This window comes from Cutibacterium sp. KB22876 (assembly GCF_059728865.1).
The window spans coordinates 1,406,511-1,429,327 of sequence record NZ_AP040858.1 but is presented as its reverse complement, the minus strand read 5'-3'; the positions used below and the strand labels follow the sequence as shown (position 1 = coordinate 1,429,327).

Annotated in this window: 21 protein-coding genes and 1 pseudogene; 13 read left to right on the top strand and 9 right to left on the bottom strand. The window is 64.3% G+C overall.

All coding sequences use genetic code 11. The features are described 5' to 3' along the window. Positions 1–12 precede the first annotated feature (12 nt). Positions 13–456, bottom strand: a complete 444-nt coding sequence (locus tag AC6I1W_RS06450; RefSeq protein WP_016667277.1) for a response regulator transcription factor — start codon at positions 454–456, stop codon at positions 13–15. Between the two features lie 253 nt (positions 457–709). Here AC6I1W_RS06450 and ctaE point away from each other — a divergent pair, with 253 nt between their 5' ends. From ctaE to qcrB, 4 genes are read left to right on the top strand one after another with little or no spacing between them, the layout of a single operon-like run. Continuing rightward, complete coding sequence (gene ctaE / locus AC6I1W_RS06445) at positions 710–1,405, top strand: aa3-type cytochrome oxidase subunit III (protein ID WP_428991950.1); 696 nt, start codon at positions 710–712, stop codon at positions 1,403–1,405. A 30-nt stretch (positions 1,406–1,435) separates the two neighbouring features. Beyond that, complete coding sequence (gene qcrC, locus AC6I1W_RS06440) at positions 1,436–2,239, top strand: cytochrome bc1 complex diheme cytochrome c subunit (RefSeq protein WP_138237647.1); 804 nt, start codon at positions 1,436–1,438, stop codon at positions 2,237–2,239. Then, entirely contained in the window at positions 2,206–3,288 is a 1,083-nt protein-coding gene (gene qcrA, locus AC6I1W_RS06435; protein WP_036975857.1) for a cytochrome bc1 complex Rieske iron-sulfur subunit, read from the top strand. The genes qcrC and qcrA overlap by 34 nt, the downstream gene beginning before the upstream one ends. Next, positions 3,288–4,967: a cytochrome bc1 complex cytochrome b subunit gene (qcrB, locus tag AC6I1W_RS06430; RefSeq protein WP_065673611.1), complete on the top strand. Its 1,680-nt coding sequence runs from the start codon at positions 3,288–3,290 to the stop codon at positions 4,965–4,967. Before qcrA ends, qcrB begins: the two co-directional genes overlap by 1 nt. 45 nt (positions 4,968–5,012) lie before the next feature. Here the strand turns inward: qcrB and AC6I1W_RS06425 are convergent, their stop codons facing one another. Then, complete coding sequence (locus AC6I1W_RS06425; RefSeq protein WP_016667272.1) at positions 5,013–5,330, bottom strand: MGMT family protein; 318 nt, start codon at positions 5,328–5,330, stop codon at positions 5,013–5,015. Positions 5,331–5,370: 40 nt separating this feature from the next. Here AC6I1W_RS06425 and AC6I1W_RS06420 point away from each other — a divergent pair, with 40 nt between their 5' ends. Next, entirely contained in the window at positions 5,371–6,855 is a 1,485-nt protein-coding gene (locus tag AC6I1W_RS06420; protein ID WP_117189309.1) for a GuaB1 family IMP dehydrogenase-related protein, read from the top strand. A 64-nt stretch (positions 6,856–6,919) separates the two neighbouring features. After that, positions 6,920–7,576 (top strand): NAD(P)H-binding protein, encoded by a 657-nt coding sequence (locus AC6I1W_RS06415; RefSeq protein ID WP_117189310.1) that lies wholly within the window; start codon positions 6,920–6,922, stop codon positions 7,574–7,576. A 97-nt stretch (positions 7,577–7,673) separates the two neighbouring features. Here the strand turns inward: AC6I1W_RS06415 and AC6I1W_RS06410 are convergent, their stop codons facing one another. The 6 genes from AC6I1W_RS06410 to AC6I1W_RS06385 all read right to left on the bottom strand — a co-directional run bounded on the left by AC6I1W_RS06410 (position 7,674) and on the right by AC6I1W_RS06385 (position 12,492). After that, entirely contained in the window at positions 7,674–8,069 is a 396-nt protein-coding gene (locus tag AC6I1W_RS06410; RefSeq protein WP_004811862.1) for a cytochrome c oxidase subunit 4, read from the bottom strand. Further along, entirely contained in the window at positions 8,069–9,790 is a 1,722-nt protein-coding gene (ctaD, locus tag AC6I1W_RS06405; RefSeq protein ID WP_117189311.1) for an aa3-type cytochrome oxidase subunit I, read from the bottom strand. The genes AC6I1W_RS06410 and ctaD overlap by 1 nt, the downstream gene beginning before the upstream one ends. Then, positions 9,787–10,695: an aa3-type cytochrome oxidase subunit II gene (ctaC, locus tag AC6I1W_RS06400; RefSeq protein WP_429830895.1), complete on the bottom strand. Its 909-nt coding sequence runs from the start codon at positions 10,693–10,695 to the stop codon at positions 9,787–9,789. The genes ctaD and ctaC overlap by 4 nt, the downstream gene beginning before the upstream one ends. A gap of 180 nt (positions 10,696–10,875) precedes the next feature. Continuing rightward, entirely contained in the window at positions 10,876–11,229 is a 354-nt protein-coding gene (gene erpA / locus AC6I1W_RS06395; RefSeq protein WP_004811865.1) for an iron-sulfur cluster insertion protein ErpA, read from the bottom strand. A 172-nt stretch (positions 11,230–11,401) separates the two neighbouring features. Beyond that, positions 11,402–11,692: a PspA-associated protein PspAA gene (gene pspAA, locus AC6I1W_RS06390; RefSeq protein ID WP_004811866.1), complete on the bottom strand. Its 291-nt coding sequence runs from the start codon at positions 11,690–11,692 to the stop codon at positions 11,402–11,404. Beyond that, positions 11,689–12,492 carry a PspA/IM30 family protein gene (locus tag AC6I1W_RS06385; RefSeq protein ID WP_036975854.1) on the bottom strand — a complete coding sequence of 268 codons (804 nt, stop codon included), beginning with the start codon at positions 12,490–12,492 and terminating at the stop codon, positions 11,689–11,691. The genes pspAA and AC6I1W_RS06385 overlap by 4 nt, the downstream gene beginning before the upstream one ends. 200 nt (positions 12,493–12,692) lie before the next feature. Here AC6I1W_RS06385 and AC6I1W_RS06380 point away from each other — a divergent pair, with 200 nt between their 5' ends. Together AC6I1W_RS06380 and AC6I1W_RS06375 are read left to right on the top strand one after the other, a co-directional pair. Continuing rightward, on the top strand, positions 12,693–13,457 hold the full coding sequence (locus AC6I1W_RS06380) for a DUF3043 domain-containing protein (protein WP_065673607.1): 765 nt from the start codon (positions 12,693–12,695) through the stop codon (positions 13,455–13,457). A 79-nt stretch (positions 13,458–13,536) separates the two neighbouring features. Continuing rightward, on the top strand, positions 13,537–13,755 hold the full coding sequence (locus AC6I1W_RS06375; protein WP_004811869.1) for a hypothetical protein: 219 nt from the start codon (positions 13,537–13,539) through the stop codon (positions 13,753–13,755). Here the strand turns inward: AC6I1W_RS06375 and AC6I1W_RS06370 are convergent. Beyond that, positions 13,725–14,269 (bottom strand): annotated as a pseudogene (locus tag AC6I1W_RS06370) (hypothetical protein). The gene AC6I1W_RS06375 and the pseudogene AC6I1W_RS06370 overlap by 31 nt on opposite strands. Here AC6I1W_RS06370 and AC6I1W_RS06365 point away from each other — a divergent pair. The 5 genes from AC6I1W_RS06365 (at position 14,229) to AC6I1W_RS06345 (ending at position 22,812) form a co-directional block, all read left to right on the top strand. After that, positions 14,229–15,755 (top strand): leucyl aminopeptidase, encoded by a 1,527-nt coding sequence (locus tag AC6I1W_RS06365; protein ID WP_065673605.1) that lies wholly within the window; start codon positions 14,229–14,231, stop codon positions 15,753–15,755. The pseudogene AC6I1W_RS06370 and the gene AC6I1W_RS06365 sit on opposite strands and share 41 nt — an antisense overlap. Positions 15,756–15,914: 159 nt before the next feature. After that, the gene (sucB, locus tag AC6I1W_RS06360; RefSeq protein WP_117189313.1) at positions 15,915–17,654 is read left to right on the top strand and encodes a 2-oxoglutarate dehydrogenase, E2 component, dihydrolipoamide succinyltransferase; all 1,740 of its coding nucleotides are present in this window, start codon (positions 15,915–15,917) and stop codon (positions 17,652–17,654) included. Between the two features lie 160 nt (positions 17,655–17,814). Beyond that, entirely contained in the window at positions 17,815–18,579 is a 765-nt protein-coding gene (gene lipB, locus AC6I1W_RS06355; RefSeq protein WP_171048596.1) for a lipoyl(octanoyl) transferase LipB, read from the top strand. Positions 18,580–18,628: 49 nt separating this feature from the next. Next, on the top strand, positions 18,629–20,572 hold the full coding sequence (locus AC6I1W_RS06350) for a cytochrome c oxidase assembly protein (RefSeq protein WP_171048583.1): 1,944 nt from the start codon (positions 18,629–18,631) through the stop codon (positions 20,570–20,572). After that, positions 20,569–22,812, top strand: coding sequence for a heavy metal translocating P-type ATPase (locus AC6I1W_RS06345; RefSeq protein WP_284950419.1), 2,244 nt, complete (start codon positions 20,569–20,571; stop codon positions 22,810–22,812). Before AC6I1W_RS06350 ends, AC6I1W_RS06345 begins: the two co-directional genes overlap by 4 nt. Positions 22,813–22,817 lie beyond the last annotated feature (5 nt).

Here is a 22,817-nt window from a genome sequence, read left to right as displayed (position 1 = left end):
AACTCCTTCGAGTCAGATGGTCTGTGCGGCAGGCTTCGCAGTCTCGCCACGGGAAACACGAACCACTGACGCCACCGTCTGGGGCAGGGCCACCGGATCGACAGGATGGGTGGCGACGGCGTCAGCACGGGACCAGGACGCCAACCACGCATCGGCGATGCGAGCCACCAGGAGGACGACCGGGGGGCAATCCTCAACCTCATCCTTGAGCTGATGGCACACCCCCATCCCGCCGTACGGAGTCGATTCGCCGTCAGCAACCAGAACGTCATAGTGACCGCTGCTCACGGCATCGACGACCGAGGCCTGGGTAGCTGTCTCAATGACCTCGGCACGCGGAAGGTCCGAGGCGATCGTCCCGCTCAACGCGACCTTCATCTGCTCACGAACAGTGCGATCATCGGAGTAAACGAGAATCTTGAGAGCCCCCGACGGCTCCCCGTGCTTGTCACCCATGAGCGGCCCTTTCCCTCGACTGTGTGGGACTGACTGAGCTGCCGGCCACCAGCAGGCCGGATGCAACACGAGTGATGCTACAGCCTACGGCGCCTCATTGGGTCTGAGACCATTCTGACTACTGAGACGACCGGTATCACACCTTCGGACAAAGCGCTGCATTTTGCCATCTGGCCCCAGAGAATCAACCTCGGATCGAACTGGAACGGCGAAACGACATGACCAATGACACATTTCCGGCCATAATGAGGCCGTGGCCACTTCAGCGCAGACTTCACAACGACCGACGGGCGCCATCCATCCGATCGCGCCGACGCGGCTCAACGCGCCGGCGGGTCGTCCCAATGCCCTACCCATGGGTGTCTGGGTGTGGCTGGCGAGCGAGCTCATGTTCTTCGCCGCTCTCTTCGCGGCCTACTTCATGATTCGCCAGACGACGAGCGACTTGGCAACGGCTGGGCAGCAGACCCTCTGGCAGACCGAATCCGGTCACCTGGCCGTCGGTGCCGCCGCCATCAACACCCTCATCCTGGTGCTGTCGTCGGTGACCTGTCAGATGGGTGTTCACGCCGCGGAGCATGGCCAGGTCAAGCGGACCAAGGGCCTCGGCGCCATCACCTCCTGGGGCATGCGCGAGTGGTACACCCTGACCTTCATCATGGGCGCGGTGTTCATCGCTGGACAGGTCGCGGAGTACATCACCCTCATCGGCGAGGGTCACACCATCTCCTCGAGCGTCTACTTCTCGGCCTTCTTCCTGGCAACCGGCTTCCACGGCCTGCACGTGACCGGCGGCCTGGTCCTGTTCCTGTTCACCCTTGCCCGCACCTACATGGCTCGTCGGTTCACCCACGAGCAGGCGGTCACGGCAATGGTCGTTTCCTACTACTGGCACTTCGTTGACGTCGTGTGGATCATCCTGTTCTCGGTGATCTACATCGTGCGCTGACCCCCCAACCCGAGAAAGGTGACTGTGGTGATGAGATTCCTCTCCACGAAACGGCACAGCCGGGCAGCCAAACCCGTGCTGCTGCTCCTGGCCTTGGTGCTGGTGGGGTGTGTGTACGCCTTCGTGAGCCCCGCGGCTTCTGGGCAGGCTGACGCCAATGCGTCGACCCAGACGGCCCAGGGCAAGGAGATCTTCCAGCAGAACTGCTCCTCCTGTCATGGCCTCAACGGCGAGGGAACCACCCAGGGTCCGTCCTTGGCCGGTGTCGGCGCGGCTGCCGTCGACTTCCAGATGGGCACCGGCCGCATGCCGATGGCTCGTCCCGAGGCTCAGGCCCCTTCCAAGAGCACGAAGTTCACCGATAAGGAAATCGCTTCGGTCGGCGCCTACGTCGCCTCTCTGACCCCCGGCCCGAAGGTCCCCTCCTCCCAGACCCTCAACACCTCGGGATTGAGTGCTGGGGAACTGGCTCGGGGCGCTGAGCTGTTCAAGACCAACTGCTCAGCCTGCCACAACATCGAGGGACGCGGTGGAGCGCTCCCGGAAGGTGCCTACGCGCCTTCCCTTATGAAGACGTCCGACAAGCACATCTACGAGGCCATGCGCACCGGCCCGCAGCAGATGCCGGTGTTCTCCAAGTCGGTCATCACCGACCAGGACGCCCGAGAGATCATTGGCTACCTCCAGACCGCACATTCTGAGCCCAACAACGGCGGATTCGCCCTCGGCGGCATCGGCCCGGTCACTGAGGGCTTGTTCGGTTGGATCATCGGCATTGGCGGCCTCGTCCTGGTCGCCGGATGGCTGGCACGGAAGGGGGCTCGCGCGAAGTGAGCGACAAGTACACCGAACGCAACGACCTGCCGGTCGAGAACCCGGGCGTCGAGCCCCACGTCGAGCGGTACACCGACGCCAATCCGAAGGCCGGAAACCGGGCCTACCTCCAGGTGATCACCCTGCTGGGACTGGTCCCCGTTCTCGCCATCGCCTTCGTCGTCTTCTACTTCGCGATCCCCCGCGACTCCACCATCGAGATCGGGCCGCTCCACATGAACGCCTCGACCTTCGCGCTGGGTCTGTGTGCCGGCCTCGCGGTGCTGTTCATCGGCATCGCCTGCATCCACTGGGCCAAGCAGGTCATGGGCGACGAGGAGATCGTTCAGGAGCGGCACCCGGTCAATTCCGATACCGCTGATCGCGAGGAGTTCGCCAAGCAGTGGCGCATCGGCGCCGAGCAGTCCGGGCTCTCCCGACGCAAGCTCATCGGCAGCGCCCTTGGTGGTGCCATCGGCATCATGGCTGTCCCGGCCATCGTCACCCTTGCTGACCTCGGCCCGAAGCCCGGCCCCGGAATGCGTCGCGCCACCATCGAGCGCACCATCTGGGCCGAGGGCGTCCGACTCGTCAACGACATCACCTTCCAGCCGATCAAGGCCTCCGACCTCGAGATCGGCCAGCTGGTCAACGCGGAGCCCGAGAACCTCAAGGATCTCGAGGGCGCTGAGTTCCAGCGTCAGAAGGCCAAAGCCGCCATCCTCATCGTCAGGATGGATCCTGATTCCATCAAGATCCCCGAGTCCCGCAAGGACTGGCAGGTCGGCGGCATCCTGTCCTATTCCAAGATCTGCACCCACGTCGGTTGCCCCGTCAACCTGTGGGAGCAGCAGACCCACCATCTGCTGTGCCCCTGCCACCAGTCGACCTTCGATCTCGGTGACTCCGGTGTCGTCGTCTTCGGTCCTGCCGGACGCTCGCTGCCGCAGCTGCCCATCACCGTCGACGACAAGGGTTACCTGGTCGCTCGCAGCGACTTCACCGTTCCGGTGGGCCCGTCCTACTTCGAACGAGATTCTCGTCACGACTACAAGAAGGGTGACAACTGATGGCCCGGCCAACTGGCATCGCCGAGGAATCACCCACCCTGCGCACTGCGACGGCTGACGACAAGCCCTCGGGCCGCGGGATGCGGATCGTCAACTGGCACGACGACCGTTTGGGTCTTGCCAAAATGGGCAAGGAGAACCTGCGCAAGGTCTTCCCTGACCACTGGTCCTTCCTGCTGGGCGAGATTGCTCTCTACTCCTTCGTCGTCCTACTGCTCACGGGTGTCTTCCTCACCATCTGGTTCAAGCCGTCGATGGCCGAGGTCGACTACAACGGTCCGTACCAGTTGCTCAAGGGAACGCCCATGTCGGAGGCGTTCGCCTCCACCCTGGACCTCTCCTTCGAGGTGCGTGGTGGCCTACTGGTCCGCCAGATCCACCACTGGGCAGCCATCCTCTTCGTGGCAGCAGCCACCGTCCACATGCTGCGCATCTTCTTCACGGGTGCCTTCCGCAAGCCTCGTGAGATCAACTGGCTGATCGGCCTGGGGCTCTTCATGCTGGCCATGGTTGAGGGCTTCGCCGGATACTCGCTGCCTGACGACCTGCTCTCGGGCACCGGTCTCCGCTTCGCCGACGGTCTGATGCGTGCCATCCCGCTGGTGGGCACGTGGGTTGAGTTCTTCGTCTTCAACGGCGAGTTCCCCGGCACCGCGATCGTGCCCCGTCTCTACATGGTGCACATCCTGTTGATCCCGGCCCTGCTGCTGGGCCTGGTGGCCGCGCACCTCGCCCTGGTCGTGTACCACAAGCACACCCAGTACCCGGGCCCCGGACGGACGGAGAAGAACGTCGTGGGCTACCCGCTGTTCCCGGTGTATGCCGCCAAGGCCGGTGGCTTCTTCTTCGTGGTCTTCGGCGTCCTGACCCTCATGGGCACCTTCATGCAGATCAACCCGGTCTGGAAGTTCGGCCCCTACAACCCGGGCGAGGTCACCGCTGGATCCCAGCCTGACTGGTACATGGGTTGGCTCGAGGGTGCTGTCCGTATCACACCGAACTGGGAGTGGCACATCGGTCACACCACTTGGAGCTGGAACATCTTCCTGCCCGGTGTGTGCCTCATGGGTGTGCTGTTCACCCTCTTGGTGGCATGGCCCTTCGTCGAGAAGTGGATCACCGGTGACGAGTCGGAGCATCACCTGCTCGACCGTCCGCGCAACGTCCCGACGCGTACCGCCCTCGGTGTCGCTGCCATGAGCTGCTACGCCATGTTCTGGTTGTCGGGTGCTAACGACATCATCGCCACCCACTTCCACCTGTCGCTGAACTCGATCACGTACTTCATGCGTGGTGCGATCTTCATCGTCCCGATCATCACCTACCAGATCACCAAGCGGATCTGCGTGTCCCTGCAGCGTGCTGACCGTCAGCGCCTGCTGCACGGGTCGCCCTCGGGTGAGATCATCCGCGAGCCCGAGGGCGCCTTCCACGAGGCTCACGTGCCGGTGAGCGAGGAGGAGGCCTGGACCCTTACCCAGCAGAAGACCTACCCAGTCCTCACCGCTGGTTCCATTGACGACCGTGGCCGTCGCGTCAGTAAGAAGCGCGCTCGCTGGATGAAATGGTTCCTCGGTGACAACGTTCCCAAGGTCACCCGTGAGGAGTTGGAGGCCGCTCGCCACCACACCGAGATCGGTTCCGGTCACTCCGCGGGCAATGCCGAGATCACCAACTGATCCCTTCTGAACCCGTACGAAGGCCCCTCAACCGAGGGGCCTTCGTCATGCCTGGATGCGCAATCTCTGCCAGTTGAGCTCCCACTCCTGCGGATCGGGGGCATGGGCGCGCAGCATATCGACTCCTCCACCCAACCCTTCGTCGTCCCAGTGACGGCGAGCCTCTTCCATGAGGTGATCGGGCAAGGTCCCACGCACGTTGGTGACTCGCCACCACTCCACCTCATGACCGTGACCGGCCATGATCGTGCCGACCCGTCGTGGGGAGGTTCCGACGAGCTCGGCAAGGTCGGAGTAGGACACCACCGTTCTCGGCGGCAGGGCTTCCACCGCGGCCAATACGTCATCGATGATCGAGCTCACGACACCAGTGTGCCGCGACCCGTCAGGACATGACTGGAGAATGACGACGTGGGAGAATAAGGACGTGCGTTTTCTCAACGAGCAGCCGAACTACGACCTGACGTACAACGACGTCTTCATGGCCCCGAACCGTTCCTCGGTCGGATCTCGGATGAATGTCGATCTGACGTCGACCGACGGGCTAGGCACTCCCCTGCCCCTCGTCGTGGCCAACATGACCGCGATCTCCGGACGACGGATGGCCGAGACGATCGCCCGCCGCGGCGGCATCGCCATCCTGCCCCAGGACATCCCCGCTGACTTCGTCGCGAGGTCCATACGTCGGGTCAAGGGTGCCCACACCCGCTTCGACACCCCGGTCACCGTCAATCCCACGACGACCGTCGGCGAGGCCATGAGTCTGCTCAACAAGCGCGCCCACGGCGTCGTCCTCGTCATCGAGGACCATCGCCCGGTCGGACTGGTCTCCCCTGCCGAGGCGGAGGGCGTCGACCGCTTCGCCCAGTGCCATGAGGTCATGACCACCGACCTCACCCTGGTCGGCCCTGACGCCAGTCCGGACGACGTCTTCCAGGCCCTCGCAGAGCGTCACCAGAAGGTCGCTGTGGCCGTCGACGAGACCGGCGTCCTCGTCGGCATCATGACGTCCCGTGGCGCGCTGCGCACCGAGATCTACCGCCCTGCCGTCGATCCCGACGGTCACCTCATGATCGGCACTGCCATCGGCATCAACGGCGACGTCGCCGGTCGCGCTCGTAGCGCTCTGGACTCCGGTTCCGACGTCCTCGTCATGGACACCGCTCACGGCCACCAGGACCCCATGATCCGGGCCATTGGCGTGGCAGACGAGGTTCGCACCGCCTTCCAGGAGAAAACCGGACGCCGTATCCCTATCGTGGCTGGCAACATCGTCACCCGGCGCGGCACCCTGGACCTGCTGGAGGCCGGGGCGGACATCATCAAGGTCGGTGTTGGGCCGGGCGCCATGTGCACCACCCGTATGCAGACCGGCGTCGGGCGTCCTCAGTTCTCCGCGGTTCTGGAGTGCGCTGAGGCAGCAACCGAGGCCGACGGGGCCATCTGGGCTGATGGAGGCGTCCGTCACCCCCGTGACGTCGCCCTCGCCCTGGCGGCCGGAGCCGGATCGGTCATGATCGGCTCGTGGTTCGCCGGCACCCACGAGTCCACCGGAGCTATGCTCGTCGATCACGATGGCCTCCTGTACAAGGAGTCCTTCGGAATGGCCTCGGCCCGGGCAGTGCGTCACCGCACCCGCCAGCGCAGCGCCTTCGAGAGGGCCCGCGCTGCCCTGTTCGAGGAAGGGATCTCCCAGTCGAAGATGTACCTGGATCCCCAGCGTCCTGGAGTTGAGGACCTCGTCGACTTCATCACCTCCGGAGTGCGATCCTCCTGCACCTACGCCGGCGCAGCCAACCTCGAGGAGTTCCACGAGAAGGCCGTCATCGGCGTGCAGTCCCCCTCGGGGTACGAGGAGGGACGTCCTCTGCAGCGCAGTTGGACCTGAGCTGCTGGCGAACTGTCCACGTCACTCACCCTTGCCGACCTCGGTCGGTTCTAGGGTGAGTGACATGACAGCAGATCGAATCCTCATCATTGGTGGCCACGGGCACGTGGCCAAGCACTTCACTCAGCACGCCACCGAGAAGGGACGCCACGTCGATTCCGTCATTCGGCGTGAGGACCAGGCTGCTGACGTCGTCAAGTGGGGCGGCAATCCCATCGTCGCTGATGTGACCTCCTTGCGGCCTTCCCAGTGGGACGACCTCGTCAACAGCCATGACGCCGTGGTGTGGTCGGCCGGGGCCGGTGGTAAGGGCAGCCCCGAGGACACCTACGCCGTCGATCGCGATGCCTGCAAGCACCTCGTCGACGCCATTGCGCGTTCCCCCCACGGACCGCGGTTCGTGCTCATCTCGTGGTGCGGAAGCCCCGACCACGGTGTCCCCTCCGACAACGACTTCTTCCCCTATGCCGACGCAAAGGCCGATGCCGACCGCCACACCATGCGCTCGACGGTTCAATGGACGATCCTCGGCCCGGTGACCCTCAGCCACGATCCCGCCACCGGCATCCATGTGTTGGAGGAGGGCGAGGACTACAAGGACGCCACTGTGTCCCGTGAGGCCGTCGCTCAGGCGGCTCTGGCTTGTCTGGACGACGAGACCACGGTTGGCCGGTTCATTCGCTTCCGTGACGGTTCTCAGCCCATTGCAGAGGCCATCTGAGCCAGGACCACGCAGCAGTATCCTCCGACGAAAAAACAGAAAAGGCCGGGACCGTCATCATGACGGTCCCGGCCTTCACATTGTCGGTGAGACGCGGTCAGTGCTGGTAGTCCCCGCGGTAGTACTCGAATGCCCAACCCGAAGCAGCCCAGATGCCGATGCCCAGACCGAGCAGTGAGATCCACCACCCGAAGACCGGACCGAGGCACATGATTGCCACGACAAGAGCACACCAGAAGGGCCAGATGCTCTGCGGCGGGAAGAATCCCACTGGTCCAGCTCCGTCGATCACCTCAGCATCCTTCTCATCGGAGGGACGCGGGTTGATCTTCTTGGCGACGACCTGGACGTAGAAGAACACCATCAGGGCCATGGCCCCCGACAGCCCCAGCACCCAGGTGCCGGCGACCTCATGGGCGGTGAACCAGTAGATCGGGGTGACGACGAGGTAGAACAGACCAAGCCCGCCGAAGACCCAACGTTCCGGTTTCATCAGGCATCCTCCTTGCCGGAGTGGACGAGTTCACGCGGGTTAGCTTCCTCGGTCTCGGTAGCCAGGGCGGCCTCCGGATGGTTGATGTCAAAGGCCGGGGAAGTGGAACGAACGCGAATCATCTTGGTGAAGTTGTGGGCAGGCGGCGGACACGAGGTGGCCCACTCGAGGGTACGGCCCCAACCCCACGGATCATCGACCTCGATGTTCGGGTCATGACGGGTGATCCAGACGTTCCAGGCGAACGGCAGCATCGAGATGGCCAGCAGGAAGGCACCGAAGGTCGACACCTGGTTCAGGAGGGTGAAGCCCTCCCAGGAGCCATAGTCAGCGATACGACGCTGCATGCCCTCTACACCGAGCCAGTGCTGGACGAGGAAGGTGGTGTGGAATCCGACGAAGAGGGTCCAGAAGTGAATCTTGCCCCAGGTCTCGTTGAGCATGTGCCCGGTGATCTTCGGCCACCAGTAGTAGAAGCCGGCGAACATCGCGAACACCACGGTGCCGAACAGCACATAGTGGAAGTGGGCCACCACGAAGTAAGTGTCTGAGACGTTGAAGTCCATCGGCGGGCTGGCGAGCATGACGCCGGTCAGACCACCGAAGAGGAAGGTCGTCAGGAAGCCGATGGCGAAGAGCATCGGTGTGTCGAAACTCAACGACCCGCCCCACATCGTGCCGATCCAGTTGAAGAACTTCACGCCCGTAGGAACGGCGATGGTGAAGGTCATGAAGGAGAAGAACGGCAGGGAGACCGCACCGGTCACGAACATGTGGTGGGCCCACACGGACACCGACAGACCGCCGATGGCCAGGGTGGCGAACACCAGACCGACATAACCGAACACTGGCTTGCGACTGAAGACCGGGAGCACCTCGGTGATGATGCCGAAGAACGGCAGGGCGATGACGTAAACCTCAGGGTGTCCGAAGAACCAGAAGAGGTGCTGCCACAGGATCGGTCCGCCATTCGCAGCATCGAAGATGTGGGCTCCCAGAGCTCGGTCAGCCTCGAGGACGAGCAGACCGGCGGACAGCACCGGGAAGACGACCAGGATCATGATCGAGGTGATGAGAATGTTCCAGGAGAAGATCGGCATCCGGAACATCGTCATACCCGGAGTACGCATGAGGATGATCGTCGTCACGAAGTTGACGGCACCCAGGATGGATGACAGGCCCAGCAGGTACAGGCCCATAACCCACAGATCACCGCCGACTCCCGGGGAGTTGATGGCGTCCGAGAGCGGGGCGTAGGCGAACCAACCGAAGCTGGCAGCGCCGCCGGGGGTGATGAAGCCGCCACAGGCCATCAGCGAGCCGAAGAGGTACAGCCAGTACGCGAACTGGTTGATACGAGGGAAGGCAACGTCGGGGGCACCGATCTGGAGAGGCATGAAGAAGTTCGCGAACCCGGAGAACAGCGGGGTGGCGAACATCAACAGCATGATCGTGCCGTGCATCGTGAAGAGCTGGTTGAAGGTCTCCTGGTGCATGAACTGCATGCCGGGATAGGCCAGCTCGGCTCGGATGAGCAGGGCGAGAATGCCACCAAAGGCGAAGAAGAACAGCGACGTGCCGAAGTACAGCCGTCCGATCTTCTTGTGGTCAGTGGTCGTCATGTAATCCCAGACGAGAGCGCCGAAGCTCGTCTTGCGACGCTCCTCGCGTGTCACTGCAGGACGCACCGCGGTTCGCTGGGCGATAGATGCGCTGGTCACTTCTTCTCCCCCTCCTTCGATTCGGCGGTGGTGAGGGCGGCGACGGAGTTCGGAGGCTTGACCTCACCGGTGTCGCCCTGAGCCTTGAGCTGCCGGAGGTGCTTGTTGTAGTCCTCGACCGACACCACGTGCACCTTGAAGATCATGTTGGCGTGGTAGGTACCACACAACTCGGCGCACTTGCCGTCGTAAACGCCGATCTTCGTCGGGGTGAGGTCGAACTGGTTGGGATGACCTGGGATGACGTCCATCTTGAAGTAGAAGGCCGGCACCCAGAAGGAGTGGATGACATCGGCGGAATTGAGGTGGAAGCGCACCGACTCGTTCACGGGAAGGTAGAGATCCGGGATCTTCTCGATGGTGCCCACCTCATGGGTGACGGCACCGTCGACATCCGGGTTCTTCTGTTCCATGTAGTTGAACGTCCAGGACCACTTCTGTCCGACGACGTTGACGACGTGCTGAGGCTCGGGATCCTTCTCGAGCACCTTGTTCTCAGTACGGACGGTGTAGAAGAACAGCACGCCGATGACGAGGAACGGAACGATGGTGTACAGCACCTCAAGCGGAAGGTGGTACCGCGACTGCCGTGGAATCACCGGATCTCCGTCCTTACGGCGGAACTTGAAGGCTGCGTATCCGATGAGGCCCCACACGAACACGCCGATGACGAGCGCCGCGACCCATGCACCGATCCACATGCTTCCCATGTGCGCGGCACGGTCGGACGCCGGATCAACGAGACCGAGACGAGCTGCACGCCCAGGTCCGGTGTCGCCGCAGCCGCTCAGTGCCAGTACCGCAACCGTCGCCGCACAGGCACCACCGACCTTCCCGGCAACACCGCTGCCACTTCGGGGCACGTCCCGGTCTAGGTCGTGTCGCCAGCTGAGTCTGCGTCCCACGGCTCACCCTTCCACATTGCAAGCCCGCCCCGACCCGACGGCGGGGACAGGTGACTGTTGTGTCTGTCACACCGAACAATAGCGAAAACGAGGCGCCTCGTCCGCCCAGTCGGACGGACGAAACGCCTCAATGACCCCAGAAGGTCTGTCGGGGAAGTGATCCCGGTAGTCAGAATCGGCTCAGTGGAAGGAATCCCCACAAGCGCAAGTGCTGGTCGCGTTGGGGTTGTCGATGGTGAAACCCTGCTTCTCGATGGTGTCCATGAAGTCGATCGTGGCACCGGCGAGGTAGGGAGCGCTCATTCGGTCGGTGACCACATTGACCCCGCCGTAGGTCTTGACGACGTCACCGTCGAGGTGGCGCTCGTCGAAGAAGAGCTGGTAACGCAGACCCGAGCAACCGCCGGGTTGCACGGCCAGACGCAAGGCGAGGTCGTCGCGTCCCTCCTGATCGAGCAAGGACTTCACCTTGGCCGCAGCGGCATCGGTGAGGACGATTCCATCGGTGGTGGGGGCGTTGACGGTGTCGGTCATGTGGACTCCAAGAACGTGTGATGGACGGTCCCGGGGGATGACCCGGGTGTTCGATCCTGGTGGATCGGGCGGGTATGTCGTCCCGTCGCGTCGTCCACTGTATCCGCAGCGCACCGTCGACATCGAACTGTGCCGATTAAGCGCGCAGCGGAACAGGGATGCTTCACCTCTGTCAGCCAGGAATGAGACCGTCTCCGGCAGGGTTTTCCGAGAGCCAGACCGAGACCTCCTCGATCGTCGCCGAGACGTCGGGGACGATGAGGTCCGAGTCGACAATGTTGTCGTCGGCGATCGGGGTACCTATCGTGCGGACGGTCGTCACCAGCTCAGAGAGGGCCTCGGTGAGCTCACTCTGCGAGGTGGTCTCGATGGCGTGCTCGACGCGGGAATCGATCCGGTTGAGATGGTTCATCTCGGTGTCGGGCACCTGCCACTGGCCCTCACCAACGATACGAATGATCATGACTGGCCCTCCTGACGTCGCACAGCACGCGATCCGGTTTCCGGATTCATCCCCGTACCGGAACCGGACTCGAGCTCCGGAGTGGAATTGTCGTGGCCGGTATCCAGCTGCGCCTTAAGGGCGGACAGCTCGGCGTCGATGGAATGGTCACTGGCAAGGTTGTCGAGCTCGCGAGTGATGTCGTCGCCATAGCTACGGGTGGGATCCTCGATGGCTCCACTGGCCATGAGTTCGTCAACGGCTCCTGCACGGGCCTGAAGCTCCATGGTCTTGTCCTCGGCACGCGTGATCGCCATGCCGATGTCGCCCATCTCCTCGTTCAGACCGGTGAAGGCCTCATTGATACGAGTCTGAGCCTCAGCCGCCGAGTAGGTGGCCTTGACGGTCTCCTTCCTCGTGCGGAAGGCATCCACACGAGCCTGGAGACGCTGGGAACCGCGGATGAGCTTCTCCTCCTCAGCCTGCAAGGTGGCGTGCTGAGTCTGCAGGTCGTTGAGCTGGGCCTGCAGGGTGGCCTTGCGGGTCAGTGCCTCGCGAGCCAGATCCTCGCGGCCCTGCTCGAGGGCGCGAGCAGCCGCATTCTGCATCTTGTCGACGTCGGCCTGCAGCTGGTTCATCTGCAACTCGACTCGCTTGCGGCTCGTGGCGACGTCGGCAACGCCCCTGCGCACCTTTTGCAACATGTCGAGCTGACGCTGGTAGGAGTAGTCGAGGGTTTCGCGCGGGTCCTCAACCTTGTCGAGGGCCTTGTTCGCCTTGGAACGGAAAACCGTCGAAAGTCGTGCAAATATGCCAGCCATAGGTGGAGTCGTATCCTTCCCCTTCGGTGCTTGATGACTCCGGGAAGTCGTCAGCATTGCGGTTGCCTGACCATCAGAGTACGGGACCGCGCAACAACAACCCAGAGCAATACCCGTACAATCTTCTCAGCCCAGACAGGGTCGCCCCGGCTGGAACTGGCCACCGCGGACACGAGTACGACACAAAAAGAGGATGGATCGTGGGACTGTTCCGCCCCTACGAGCAGGGAGACAACAAGAAGGCCGAATCGACGGACGAGACCGTCACGGCAGAGCCGGTGCCCAGCACCGAGTCCTCCCCGTCCTCGGCCACCGCTGCTCCAAGGCCCACCTCTGATGCGGCGAACACCGGACAGGAGAAGCAGCCCGAGAAGAGGCGTCACGCTAACAAGGGCAACGGCGCCGCCAAGGAACACCGCGCAGCTGCGCAGTCAACGCCCGCGGCACAGCCCAAGCCCCGCCACATCGCGAAGAAGGGTCCGACCCCGACCCGCGCCAAGGCCGAGGCTGCCCGCCGTGAGCGCCTCAACCCGACCCTGAGCAAGAAGGAAGCCCGAAAGCGCGAGCGTCTGGCCAAGCGAGAGCGTCAGGCCGCCGCCATGGAGGCTGCCGAACGACGACCCGAGCGCGGTTACATCCGCGATTACGTCGACTCGCGCTGGACGTTCAGCGAGTTCATCATGCCGATCTTCCTGGCCGTCATGGTGATCTGGTTGGCCATGCTTTTCATCGCCCCCACCGCGGTCGGCGCCATCAACGCCATGTCCTTGGGCATGCTGATGGTCATGCTGTTGTGGCTGGTCGACTCCTGGCGACTGTGGCATGGGGCCAAGAAGGGTATCCGTGCCCGCTACCCCAATGCTCCTCTGCGCGGTCTGTGGGCGTACCTCAACAACCGGGCGATGACCGTGCGCCGGTGGCGCAACCCGGAACCGCGCATCGAGCGTGGTGAAAAGATCCACTGACACTGATCTCCAGACCAAACTCTGCGTCGTTGCCACGTCCGTGTCCCTTCCGTGGCACGGGCGTGGTTGTCTTGTAGGTATGAGTTACTCGTGGGTTTTCAAACAGTCTCGCGTCACCGTCAAGGGAGCTGAACACCTCGGCGAGATCGGTGCTGGCCAGCAGTTCGAATCTCAGGAGGAAGCCGAGGCATGGCTTTCCGAGACCTGGCCCGAACTGCAGGATGCCGGTGTCGACGAGGTCACCCTCATGCAGGACGAGGACGTCGTCTACGGCCCGATGGGGCTGTCCGAGGAGTGATCCCAGCGACGGGCCTTGACGGTCTGCCAGCTCATCACGACCCCGAAAGCCGTTACTGCAACCCCAAGACCTGTGACCGTGGGGCGAGACTGGGCAATGGACTGACGTCGTTGCTCGTATGTCTGCACCGTGTCCGTGCGGGTGGCGGTGTAGGTGGCCTTGTGGCAGGTGTCTCCCGGATGCATCTCGACGCCACGACACGAGATCGTCGGCGAGGCCATCACGACGATGCCCCACACAAGCAGGGCAATTCCGGCCATGACGGTGACGATGTCCAAGGCCATCCGCAACGTGGGATGGCTGGCACGACGAGAAGGCGCCGTGTCCTGGTTGGCCGGGGTGGTTGAGTTCACGAGCACACCATAACGGCGTGTCATTCGTACCGCACCGTCCCGCGCTCGACGCACCTCGACTAGGCTTCAGACGAGGCGTCGGCCCGAGTCTGACCGGGCCCATCCTGAACCGACCCCCGAATGAGAGGAATCCTCGTGGCCAAGAGCACCGAGCTACCCATCCGTCCGCGTCCCGATCTCAAGGTCTCCCGCAATGCCAACGGCGCCGACGTCGTGATTGCCGGTCTGGTCGAGAGCTCCCAGGGCCCCGTCGTCCAGGGGCTTGCACCGCGAGCTGTGAAGGAGGCCGAGGAGACCTTCGGCGCTTCGCTGGCCGAGGTTGCCATTCGCGCTGGCGGCTCGACGGAGCTTGGGTCCACCGCGGTGCTGCCCTGGTCCGGGAACAGCCTCGTCCTGGTCGGCTGCGGAGCTGAAGGATTTGACGGCGAGGCCCTACGCAAGGCTGCCGGCGCCGGCGCCCGTGCTGCCGCGGCCCTGTCGCACGGAACCAGCCTCAAGGTCGCCGTCGACATGGGAACCGGCTCCGCTGAGCAGGTTCGTATCGCTGCCGAGGGTGCCCTGCTCGGTTGTTACAAGGTGCCTGTCGTCACCGCGAACCCGGATGTCCCTGAGGTCTCCACGGTGACCATCGTCTCCAATGCTCGTGGCGCCAAGCCCGAGCTCGACAAGGCCCGGATCCTCGCCGATGCCGTCTACACCGCTCGTGACTGGGTGGATGCCCCGGCCAACCTGCTCTACCCGAAGACCTTCGCCGCCTCGGTGCAGTCGTGGTGCAAGGACCTCAAGGACGTCAACGTCGAGGTTCTCGACGAGAAGGCTCTCGTCCGTGGCGGATTCGGGGGCATCCTGGCCGTCGGCGGCGGCTCGGCCCGTTCCCCGCGTCTGGTCCGCGTCGAGTACGCCCCGGAGGGCGCCACCACCACCCTGGCCCTGGTGGGCAAGGGCATCACCTTCGACTCCGGCGGCCTCGACATCAAGACCGCCGCCGGCATGTACACCATGAAGTGCGACATGGGTGGTGCTGCCGCGGTGCTCGCCACCGTGGGCGCGGTCGCGCGTCTGGGCCTCAACGTCCGCGTCATCGCCTACGGCTGCATGGCTGAGAACATGCCGTCCGGATCGGCATGGCGCCCTTCCGACGTGGTCACCATGTATGGCGGCAAGACCGTCGAGAACGGCAACTCCGACGCCGAGGGCCGCATCGTCATGGCTGACGGCCTGGCTCGTGCCTGTGAGGACGAACCGGACTACCTCGTCGACATCTCCACCCTCACCGGCGCCTGCATGGTCGCCCTCGGCAACCACACTGCCGGAGTCATGACCTCCGGCGCACAGGCTGCCGACACCCTGCTGGACGCCTCCGAGGCCGCCGGCGAGGACTTCTGGGAACTTCCCATCACGGACGAGGTCCGCGAGCACCTGCACTCTGACGTCGCCGACGTCAAGTCCTCCGGTGGTCGTGAGGGTGGGGCGATGCTCGCCGCCGCCTTCCTGCAGAGCTTCGTGACCCCTGGAATCGACTGGGCCCATCTCGACATCGCCGGCCCGGCCTACAACAACGCCACGCCGCACGACTACACCCCGATCCAGGGAACCGGATTCGGAGTGCGCACCTTGGTACAGCTCGCCGCCAATCTGGCTGACTGATCAACTCGATCGTCGGGAGGGCAGGGTCCACGGACCCTGCCCTCCGCCACGTTCGGATGAGATTTTTCTGACTTCAGAAATGGGACCAACTGCACATTTGCCCATAGTCCGGCTAGGCTTGCAACGAATCCGTCGCGGCTTGCAAAGGAGCTCCAACACATGTCGACCGAAGTCACTCTTCCCGCCCTGGGCGAGTCCGTCACCGAAGGCACCGTGTCCCGCTGGCTCAAGGCCGTCGGAGACACCGTCGAGGCTGACGAGCCCCTACTCGAGGTGTCCACCGACAAGGTCGACACCGAAGTCCCCTCCCCCGCCTCCGGCACCCTGCTCGAGATCAAGGTCCCCGAGGACGAAGACGCCGAGGTCGGCGCCGTGCTGGCCATCATCGGCGACTCCTCCGAGTCCGGTTCCGCCCCAACTGAGGCCACCAGCGGAAATGACGAGACCCCCGAGCCGGAGCCTGAGCCCGAACCCCCCGCCGAGGAGAAGCCTGCTCCGGCTACTGGTGGTACGGCCAAGGGTGTTGAGGTCACCCTGCCGGCCCTGGGCGAGTCCGTCACCGAAGGCACCGTGTCCCGCTGGCTCAAGGCCGTCGGAGACACCGTCGAGGCTGACGAGCCCCTACTCGAGGTGTCCACCGACAAGGTCGACACCGAAGTCCCCTCCCCCGCCTCCGGCACCCTGCTCGAGATCAAGGTCCCCGAGGACGAAGACGCCGAGGTCGGCGCCGTGCTGGCCATCATCGGCGACCCCTCCACCGCCGAGTCGGCTCCTGAGCCCACCGAGCCCAAGGCTGAGCCCGCCGAGAAGGCCGAGCCCGAGCCGGTGAAGAGCAAGGCCGAGAAGGCCCCGGCCCCCGCCCCGGCTGCCCCGAAGCCCCCTGAGGCCCCGATGCCGACTGGCACCAACGAGGTCGCCCCGCGCGCCACCAACCCGTCCTCCGACGTCTACGTCACCCCGCTGGTCCGCAAGCTGGCCAAGGAGAACAACGTGGACCTGTCCACCATCACCGGAACCGGTGTCGGTGGTCGCATCCGCAAACAGGACGTGCTGGCCGCTGCCAAGTCTGAGGAGGCCCCGGCCCCCGCTCCGGCTCCCTCCGCCACTCCGGCTCCGGCCTCCCCGAAGCCCGCTGGTTCGGCTCGCAAGGCCTCTCAGGAAGTCTCTCCGGAGGCTGCCGCCCTGCGTGGCACCACCGAGAAGATGAGCCGTCTTCGCAAGGTCATCGCCTCCCGTATGGTGGAGTCCCTGCAGGTGTCCGCCCAGCTCACTGCCACCGTCGAGGTGGACATGACCGCCATCTCCCGTATCCGCAAGGCCGAGAAGGCTGCCTTCAAGGCTCGCGAGGGAGTCGGCCTGTCCTACCTGCCGTTCATCACTAAGGCTGTCGTCGAGGCTCTCAAGGCCAACCCGAAGTTCAACGCGAACATTGACACCGAGGCCGGGACGATCACCTACGGCGCCTCCGAGAACATCGGCATCGCCGTCGACACCCCGCGTGGCCTGCTGGTTCCGGTCATCAAGAACGCCGGCGACCTCAACATCGCTGGACTGGCTCACCAGATCGGCGACCTCGCTGCTCGCACCCGTGACAACAAGGTCACTCCCGATGAGCTGGCCGGTGGCACCTTCACCATCACCAACTACGGTTCGGCCGGTGCTCTCTTCGACACCCCGATCGTCAATCAGCCCGAGGTTGCCATCCTCGGCACTGGTGCCCTGGTGAAGCGCCCGGTCGTCGTCACCAACGAGTTCGGTGAGGACACCATGGCCATTCGCGACATGATGTACCTGTCGCTGTCCTACGATCACCGCCTCATCGACGGTGCCGTGGCGGCCCGCTTCCTGTCGGGCATCAAGGCCCGCCTGGAGGAGGGTGACTTCGCCGGAGAGTTCTGATTCGAACCTCATGACGGGGTCCGGTGTGGAATTCCACACCGGACCCCGTCGCGTGTCCGGACTACCATGGGTCAGCGTGACAGACGCCCAGAATCACTCCTGCGATCGCGACGAAGCCCAGGCGACCCCGCAGCCCACCACACCCCAGGTCATTGCCGGGGTGGCCCCGAAGGGATGGGTGGACCATCCCGCTGGCTTGGAATTCGAGTATCTGGGCATCGCGGACAACCCCCCGGTACGCACCGAGTACAACGAGTGCTGGGCCCACCAGCGTGAGGTCCACGCCGAGGTCTCCAGCCATCAGCGTCCCAACACGGTCATCTACGTCGAGCACGACCCCGTCTACACCGCCGGGCGACGGACCCGTCCCGAGGCCTACCCCTTCGATGGCACCCCTGTCGTCCCAGTGGACCGTGGCGGTGAGATCACCTGGCACGGTCCGGGACAGCTGGTCGGATACCCCATTGTCTTCCTGCAGCGCGGCATCGGTGTCGTGGACTACGTACGTCGCGTGGAGGAGTCGATCATCCGCCTCGTCGCCGAATACGGGTTGAAGGCCGGTCGCGTCCCCGGACGCACCGGAGTCTGGTTCCCCTCCGACGGCGTCGGACCGGAGCGCAAGGTCTGCGCCATCGGTATCCGGGTCTCTCGTCAGACGGCGATGCACGGATTCGCCCTCAACATCGACCCCGACACCGCAGGGTTCGACAACATCATTCCCTGTGGTATCTCCGATGCTGACGTCACCAGCATGGGACGCGAACTGCGACGCCTGCATGGCCCCGACGCTGAGGTGCCGTCCATGCTAGAGGTGGCGGACAGGCTCGAGCCCATCCTCACCGAGATGATGTCCTTCCAGCCCTACGAGATGAGCCCGGACATCCCGCGGCGGGGGCACCCGGCGTTCCTCCACCCGATGTCGTGAATCTGTCCGTCATCCCGGCTACAGTTCCCCCTACCCCACCCCAAAGGAGATGTTGGTGACGCATCCCACCCGTGCCCGCGCCACTGGACCGCTGCTGGCGGTCACGGGTCTCGTCATGACCGTCATCGCCGCCGTGATCGGTCAGCTCCGGCCCCTGGAGCCTCGTCTGTTGGGTAGGGAGAATCCGGACGTACTCACCAGCGTCCTCCATGCCGTCGTCGGGACCCTGTTCTGGGCAGCTCTGGTGTGGACCCTGGCCGAACTCATTCGCGCCACCCTCTGCTCTCCCCACCGGGATGTTGTCGATCCCACCCGTACCCGCGGACGCCGGGCCTGGCTGGCAGCCCAGATGTGGGCGTTGCTGGCCCTGCTCATGATCCCGCTGGAGTCCGCCGACTCTGCCGGTCTGACCTTCGAACAGGCCACCGTCGACTTGCCGACCTACATCACCTCGACCCCCTCTGTGACGGCCTGGCTCGTCGTCGCCGTGCTGGGCCTGGTGGTGGCACTACTCGCCCTGCTCGCCACGCACCTTGGTGGCCTCGTCATGGCGACGTTGGTGACGGTTCTGGCTGCCCTGCCGATACCGGTGACCGGAGCCATCTCGGTGGGTCTCAACCACGACTTCGCCACCGACTCCGGGGCTCTTGCCGCCATCGGTATGACGATTGCAGCGGCGTGCGTTCTCGTCGAGGTCCTCGATGGGCCCGACCCCGCTGTCACCTGTCGGGTGTCCTGGCAGGAACGCGTCGGGGCCATCATCACCCTTGCCGGCGGAATCGTCGTCACCTGGCAGGGTCAGGCCGGGCATTCCTGGCTGTCGGACCGATGGGGGGTGGCCCGGGTCGTCCTGGTGATCACATCAACGGTCTGGGTGGTCCTCAGCTGGTTGCCTCGGTCTCGGGTACGTGGGTGGCTTCGTCTCGGGATGGTCACCATCGTCCTGACCGTCCTGGGAGCCAGCAGCCAGCTGGTGCCCCCGCGCTACCTCATCGGGCAGACCCCCGCCGTCAACTACCTCGGTTACGAGCTGCCACCGGCGCCCACCACTGGTGTCCTGCTGGCCCCGGGCCGTCCCAACATCGGTTTCTGGACCCTGTCGATCCTGGGAATTGCGGGATACCTCTTCGCGGTGAGCATCATCAAGCACCGCGGCGAAAAATGGTCCGGCGCTCGCATCGGGTCTTGGATCGGGGCATGGGTCATCGTGATCTACCTGGCCAGCGTTGGCCTGTGGGAGTACTCCTCGATGCAGTTCAGCTGGCACATGTTGGTCCACATGACCTTCAACATGCTGGTTCCCGCCTTGTTGGTGCTGGGAGCGCCGGTAACTCTCATGAGGGAGGTCTTCCGTACCGGCGATGGCATCGACGACGGCCTCAACGGCCCCCACGACTGCCTCATGGCTGCTCTGGAATGGCGTCCCACCAAGATCCTATTCGGCCCATTCGCAGCATGGATTGTCTTCATCGCCAGCTTCTACGTAGTGTACTTCACCCCGATCTTCGGCTACCTGATGCGCTACCACTGGGGACACCAGTGGATGTTGCTGCACTTCCTCATGGCCGGGTTCATGCTCTTCGAGTACGTCATCGGCCTGGACGACCTGCCCGCCTCCCTGCCTCACATCGGTCGGCTGGGCTTCGTCATCACTGCGATGCCCTTCCACTCCTTCTTCGCCGTCATCACGATGAATGCCCACCAGATCATTGGCAAGGACTTCTATCAGGCCCTGTCGATCCCGTGGGTGACCAATCTGCGCGACGACCAGAACCTCGGCGGCCAGATCACCTGGGCAACCGGCGAGATTCCGATGGCCCTGGTGCTCATCGCCTTGTGCGTGCAGTGGTTCGTCTCCGATCGGCGCGACCAGCGCCGGGTCGACGCCTCCGAGGATGCCAGCCTCGACGAGTCCCTCGCCGCCTACAATGACATGTTGGCTCGGATGGCTGGCCAGGAGATCAAGCCGCAGGACCCGGAGAACCGGCCATGACCGCGGTGACAACCGATGAGCAGGGTGACGACGAGCCGGTCCTCCATCCACCGGTCCAGCTCCAGATCGGCGGGATGACCTGCGCGGCGTGCGCCAACACCATCGAAAAGCGCCTGGCCCGTATTGACGGCGTACATGCAAGCGTCAACTTCGCCTCCGAGCGGGCGACGGTTACTGGTATCGACGTCGAGGACGCCATCGCGGCCGTCAAGGATGTCGGCTACACCGCCGCTCCGCTGTCTGACGTCGATCTGGCCGTCGAGGCAGAGCGACGCATCACGATGCTGCGACGCCGTCTCATCGTCGCCGTCCTGCTGACCCTGCCCCTCATGGACATCGGGTTGGTACTGGCCCTCGAGCCACAGCTGCGCTTCCCCGCCTGGGACTGGCTGCTCGTCGTGCTCTCCCTGCCGGTGGTGTTCTGGTCGGCGTGGCCCTTCCACAAGGCGACGTGGTCAAACCTGCGCCATGGCATGACCTCCATGGACACCCTGGTCTCACTGGGCGTGTTGTCCTCCTTCGGGTGGTCCTTCGTCTCCATCCTCATCGGCGCCCAGGACGAGGAGGGATACTGGCTGGGCTACGGCATCACCCCTGCTGGCGCCGACACCCTCTACCTCGACGTCGCTGCCGGGGTGACCTGTTTCCTACTGGCCGGGCGCTATTTCGAGGCCCGGGCCAAGAGGTCAGCTCGCTCGGTGCTGACGGCCCTGGGCCAGTTGGCGGCCAGAAATGCGCGCGTGTTGCGCGACGGGGTCGAGACCCTCGTGCCCATCGAGAAGTTGCACAAGGGTGACCTCTTCGTCACCCTGGCTGGTGAAACCCTCGCCGCCGACGGGGAGATCGTCGAAGGGTCGTCGAGTGTTGACACCTCGATGATGACTGGCGAGCCGATGCCGGTCGACACCACCGTCGGATCGACGGTTCTGGGCGGAACGATGAACCTCACCGGACGCATCGTGGCGCGGGCCACCGGCGTGGGAGCCCACAGCCAACTCGCCCAGATGGCGGTCATGGCCGAGGAGGCCCAGGCCCGCAAAGCCAACGTCCAGCGTCTGGTCGACAAGGTCGTCGAGATCTTCGTGCCGGCCGTGCTGGCCGTGGTTGTCCTCACCTTTTTCGGATGGTGGATCGCCGGGGCAGGAATCCGTCATGCCTTGTCAGCGGCTCTCTCCGTGCTCGTCATCGCCTGTCCCTGCGCCCTGGGTCTGGCCACCCCCACCGCGCTCATGGTCGGGGTGGGACGCGGCGGTCAACTGGGAATCCTCATCAAGGGTCCGGAAGCGCTGGAGGCGTCAGGACGCATCGACACCGTCGTCCTCGACAAGACCGGTACCGTCACCACCGGCGACATGACCCTGACCGAACGGATCGCCGCCGACGGACAGGACATCGACCGAGCCCACCGCTACGCTGCCGCCCTGGATCAGCACTCCACCCACCCGGTGGCCAAGGCCATCGTCGCCGCTGTCGAGGGCACGATTCCGGAGTGCTCCAGCCCGCTCGCCGTCGCCGGTCGTGGCTCTGAGGGCGAGGTCGATGGGCACGACGTCATGGTCGGCAATCCCGCCTTCCTCACCGAGGCCGGCATCACCATTCCCGGCGAGCTCACCGACACCGTCGATCAGGCCGCCAGTACTGGCCGTTCCACTATTCTCGTCGCGATCGATGGCCGGGCCTCGGCAGCACTCGTCATTTCCGACACCGTCAAGCCCGAGGTTCCTGCGGTCATCGCTCAGCTCAAGGGTATGGGGCTGCGAACCGTCCTCCTCACCGGTGATTCGAAGGCCGCTGCGGACGCCGTCGCTTCCCAACTCGGTACCGACGAGGTGCTCGCAGACGTCCTGCCCACCGAGAAGGCCAAGGTCATCGACGAACTACGGGGCGGAGGTCGCGTCGTCGCCATGGTCGGTGACGGCATCAACGACGCCGCGGCCCTGGCCAGCTCTGATCTCGGCCTGGCGATGGTCACCGGCACCGACATCGCGATGCGCAGCGCAGACATCATCTGTGTGCGTCACCATCTTGGGGTCGTCCCAGACGCCATCGGGCTGTCACGACGCACCCTGCGCACCATCCGTGGCAACCTCGCATGGGCCTTCGTCTACAACATCGCAGCTATCCCGATCGCAGCCGCCGGGCTCCTCAACCCACTGATATCCGGGCTAGCCATGAGCTTGTCGAGCCTCTTCGTCGTCACCCATTCACTGAGACTTCGCAACTTCGGTGCACACAGTTAAACTGA

Coding starts and splice junctions, on each gene's coding strand:
- AC6I1W_RS06450 (WP_016667277.1), bottom strand. CDS start 456: ATGGGTGACAAGCACGGGGAGCCGTCGGGGGCTCTCAAGATTCTCGTT.
- qcrC (WP_138237647.1), top strand. CDS start 1,436: ATGAGATTCCTCTCCACGAAACGGCACAGCCGGGCAGCCAAACCCGTG.
- qcrA (WP_036975857.1), top strand. CDS start 2,206: ATGGCTGGCACGGAAGGGGGCTCGCGCGAAGTGAGCGACAAGTACACC.
- qcrB (WP_065673611.1), top strand. CDS start 3,288: ATGGCCCGGCCAACTGGCATCGCCGAGGAATCACCCACCCTGCGCACT.
- AC6I1W_RS06420 (WP_117189309.1), top strand. CDS start 5,371: ATGACGACGTGGGAGAATAAGGACGTGCGTTTTCTCAACGAGCAGCCG.
- AC6I1W_RS06415 (WP_117189310.1), top strand. CDS start 6,920: ATGACAGCAGATCGAATCCTCATCATTGGTGGCCACGGGCACGTGGCC.
- AC6I1W_RS06410 (WP_004811862.1), bottom strand. CDS start 8,069: ATGAAACCGGAACGTTGGGTCTTCGGCGGGCTTGGTCTGTTCTACCTC.
- erpA (WP_004811865.1), bottom strand. CDS start 11,229: ATGACCGACACCGTCAACGCCCCCACCACCGATGGAATCGTCCTCACC.
- pspAA (WP_004811866.1), bottom strand. CDS start 11,692: ATGATCATTCGTATCGTTGGTGAGGGCCAGTGGCAGGTGCCCGACACC.
- AC6I1W_RS06385 (WP_036975854.1), bottom strand. CDS start 12,492: ATGGCTGGCATATTTGCACGACTTTCGACGGTTTTCCGTTCCAAGGCG.
- AC6I1W_RS06375 (WP_004811869.1), top strand. CDS start 13,537: ATGAGTTACTCGTGGGTTTTCAAACAGTCTCGCGTCACCGTCAAGGGA.
- AC6I1W_RS06365 (WP_065673605.1), top strand. CDS start 14,229: ATGAGAGGAATCCTCGTGGCCAAGAGCACCGAGCTACCCATCCGTCCG.
- sucB (WP_117189313.1), top strand. CDS start 15,915: ATGTCGACCGAAGTCACTCTTCCCGCCCTGGGCGAGTCCGTCACCGAA.
- AC6I1W_RS06350 (WP_171048583.1), top strand. CDS start 18,629: ATGTTGGTGACGCATCCCACCCGTGCCCGCGCCACTGGACCGCTGCTG.
- AC6I1W_RS06345 (WP_284950419.1), top strand. CDS start 20,569: ATGACCGCGGTGACAACCGATGAGCAGGGTGACGACGAGCCGGTCCTC.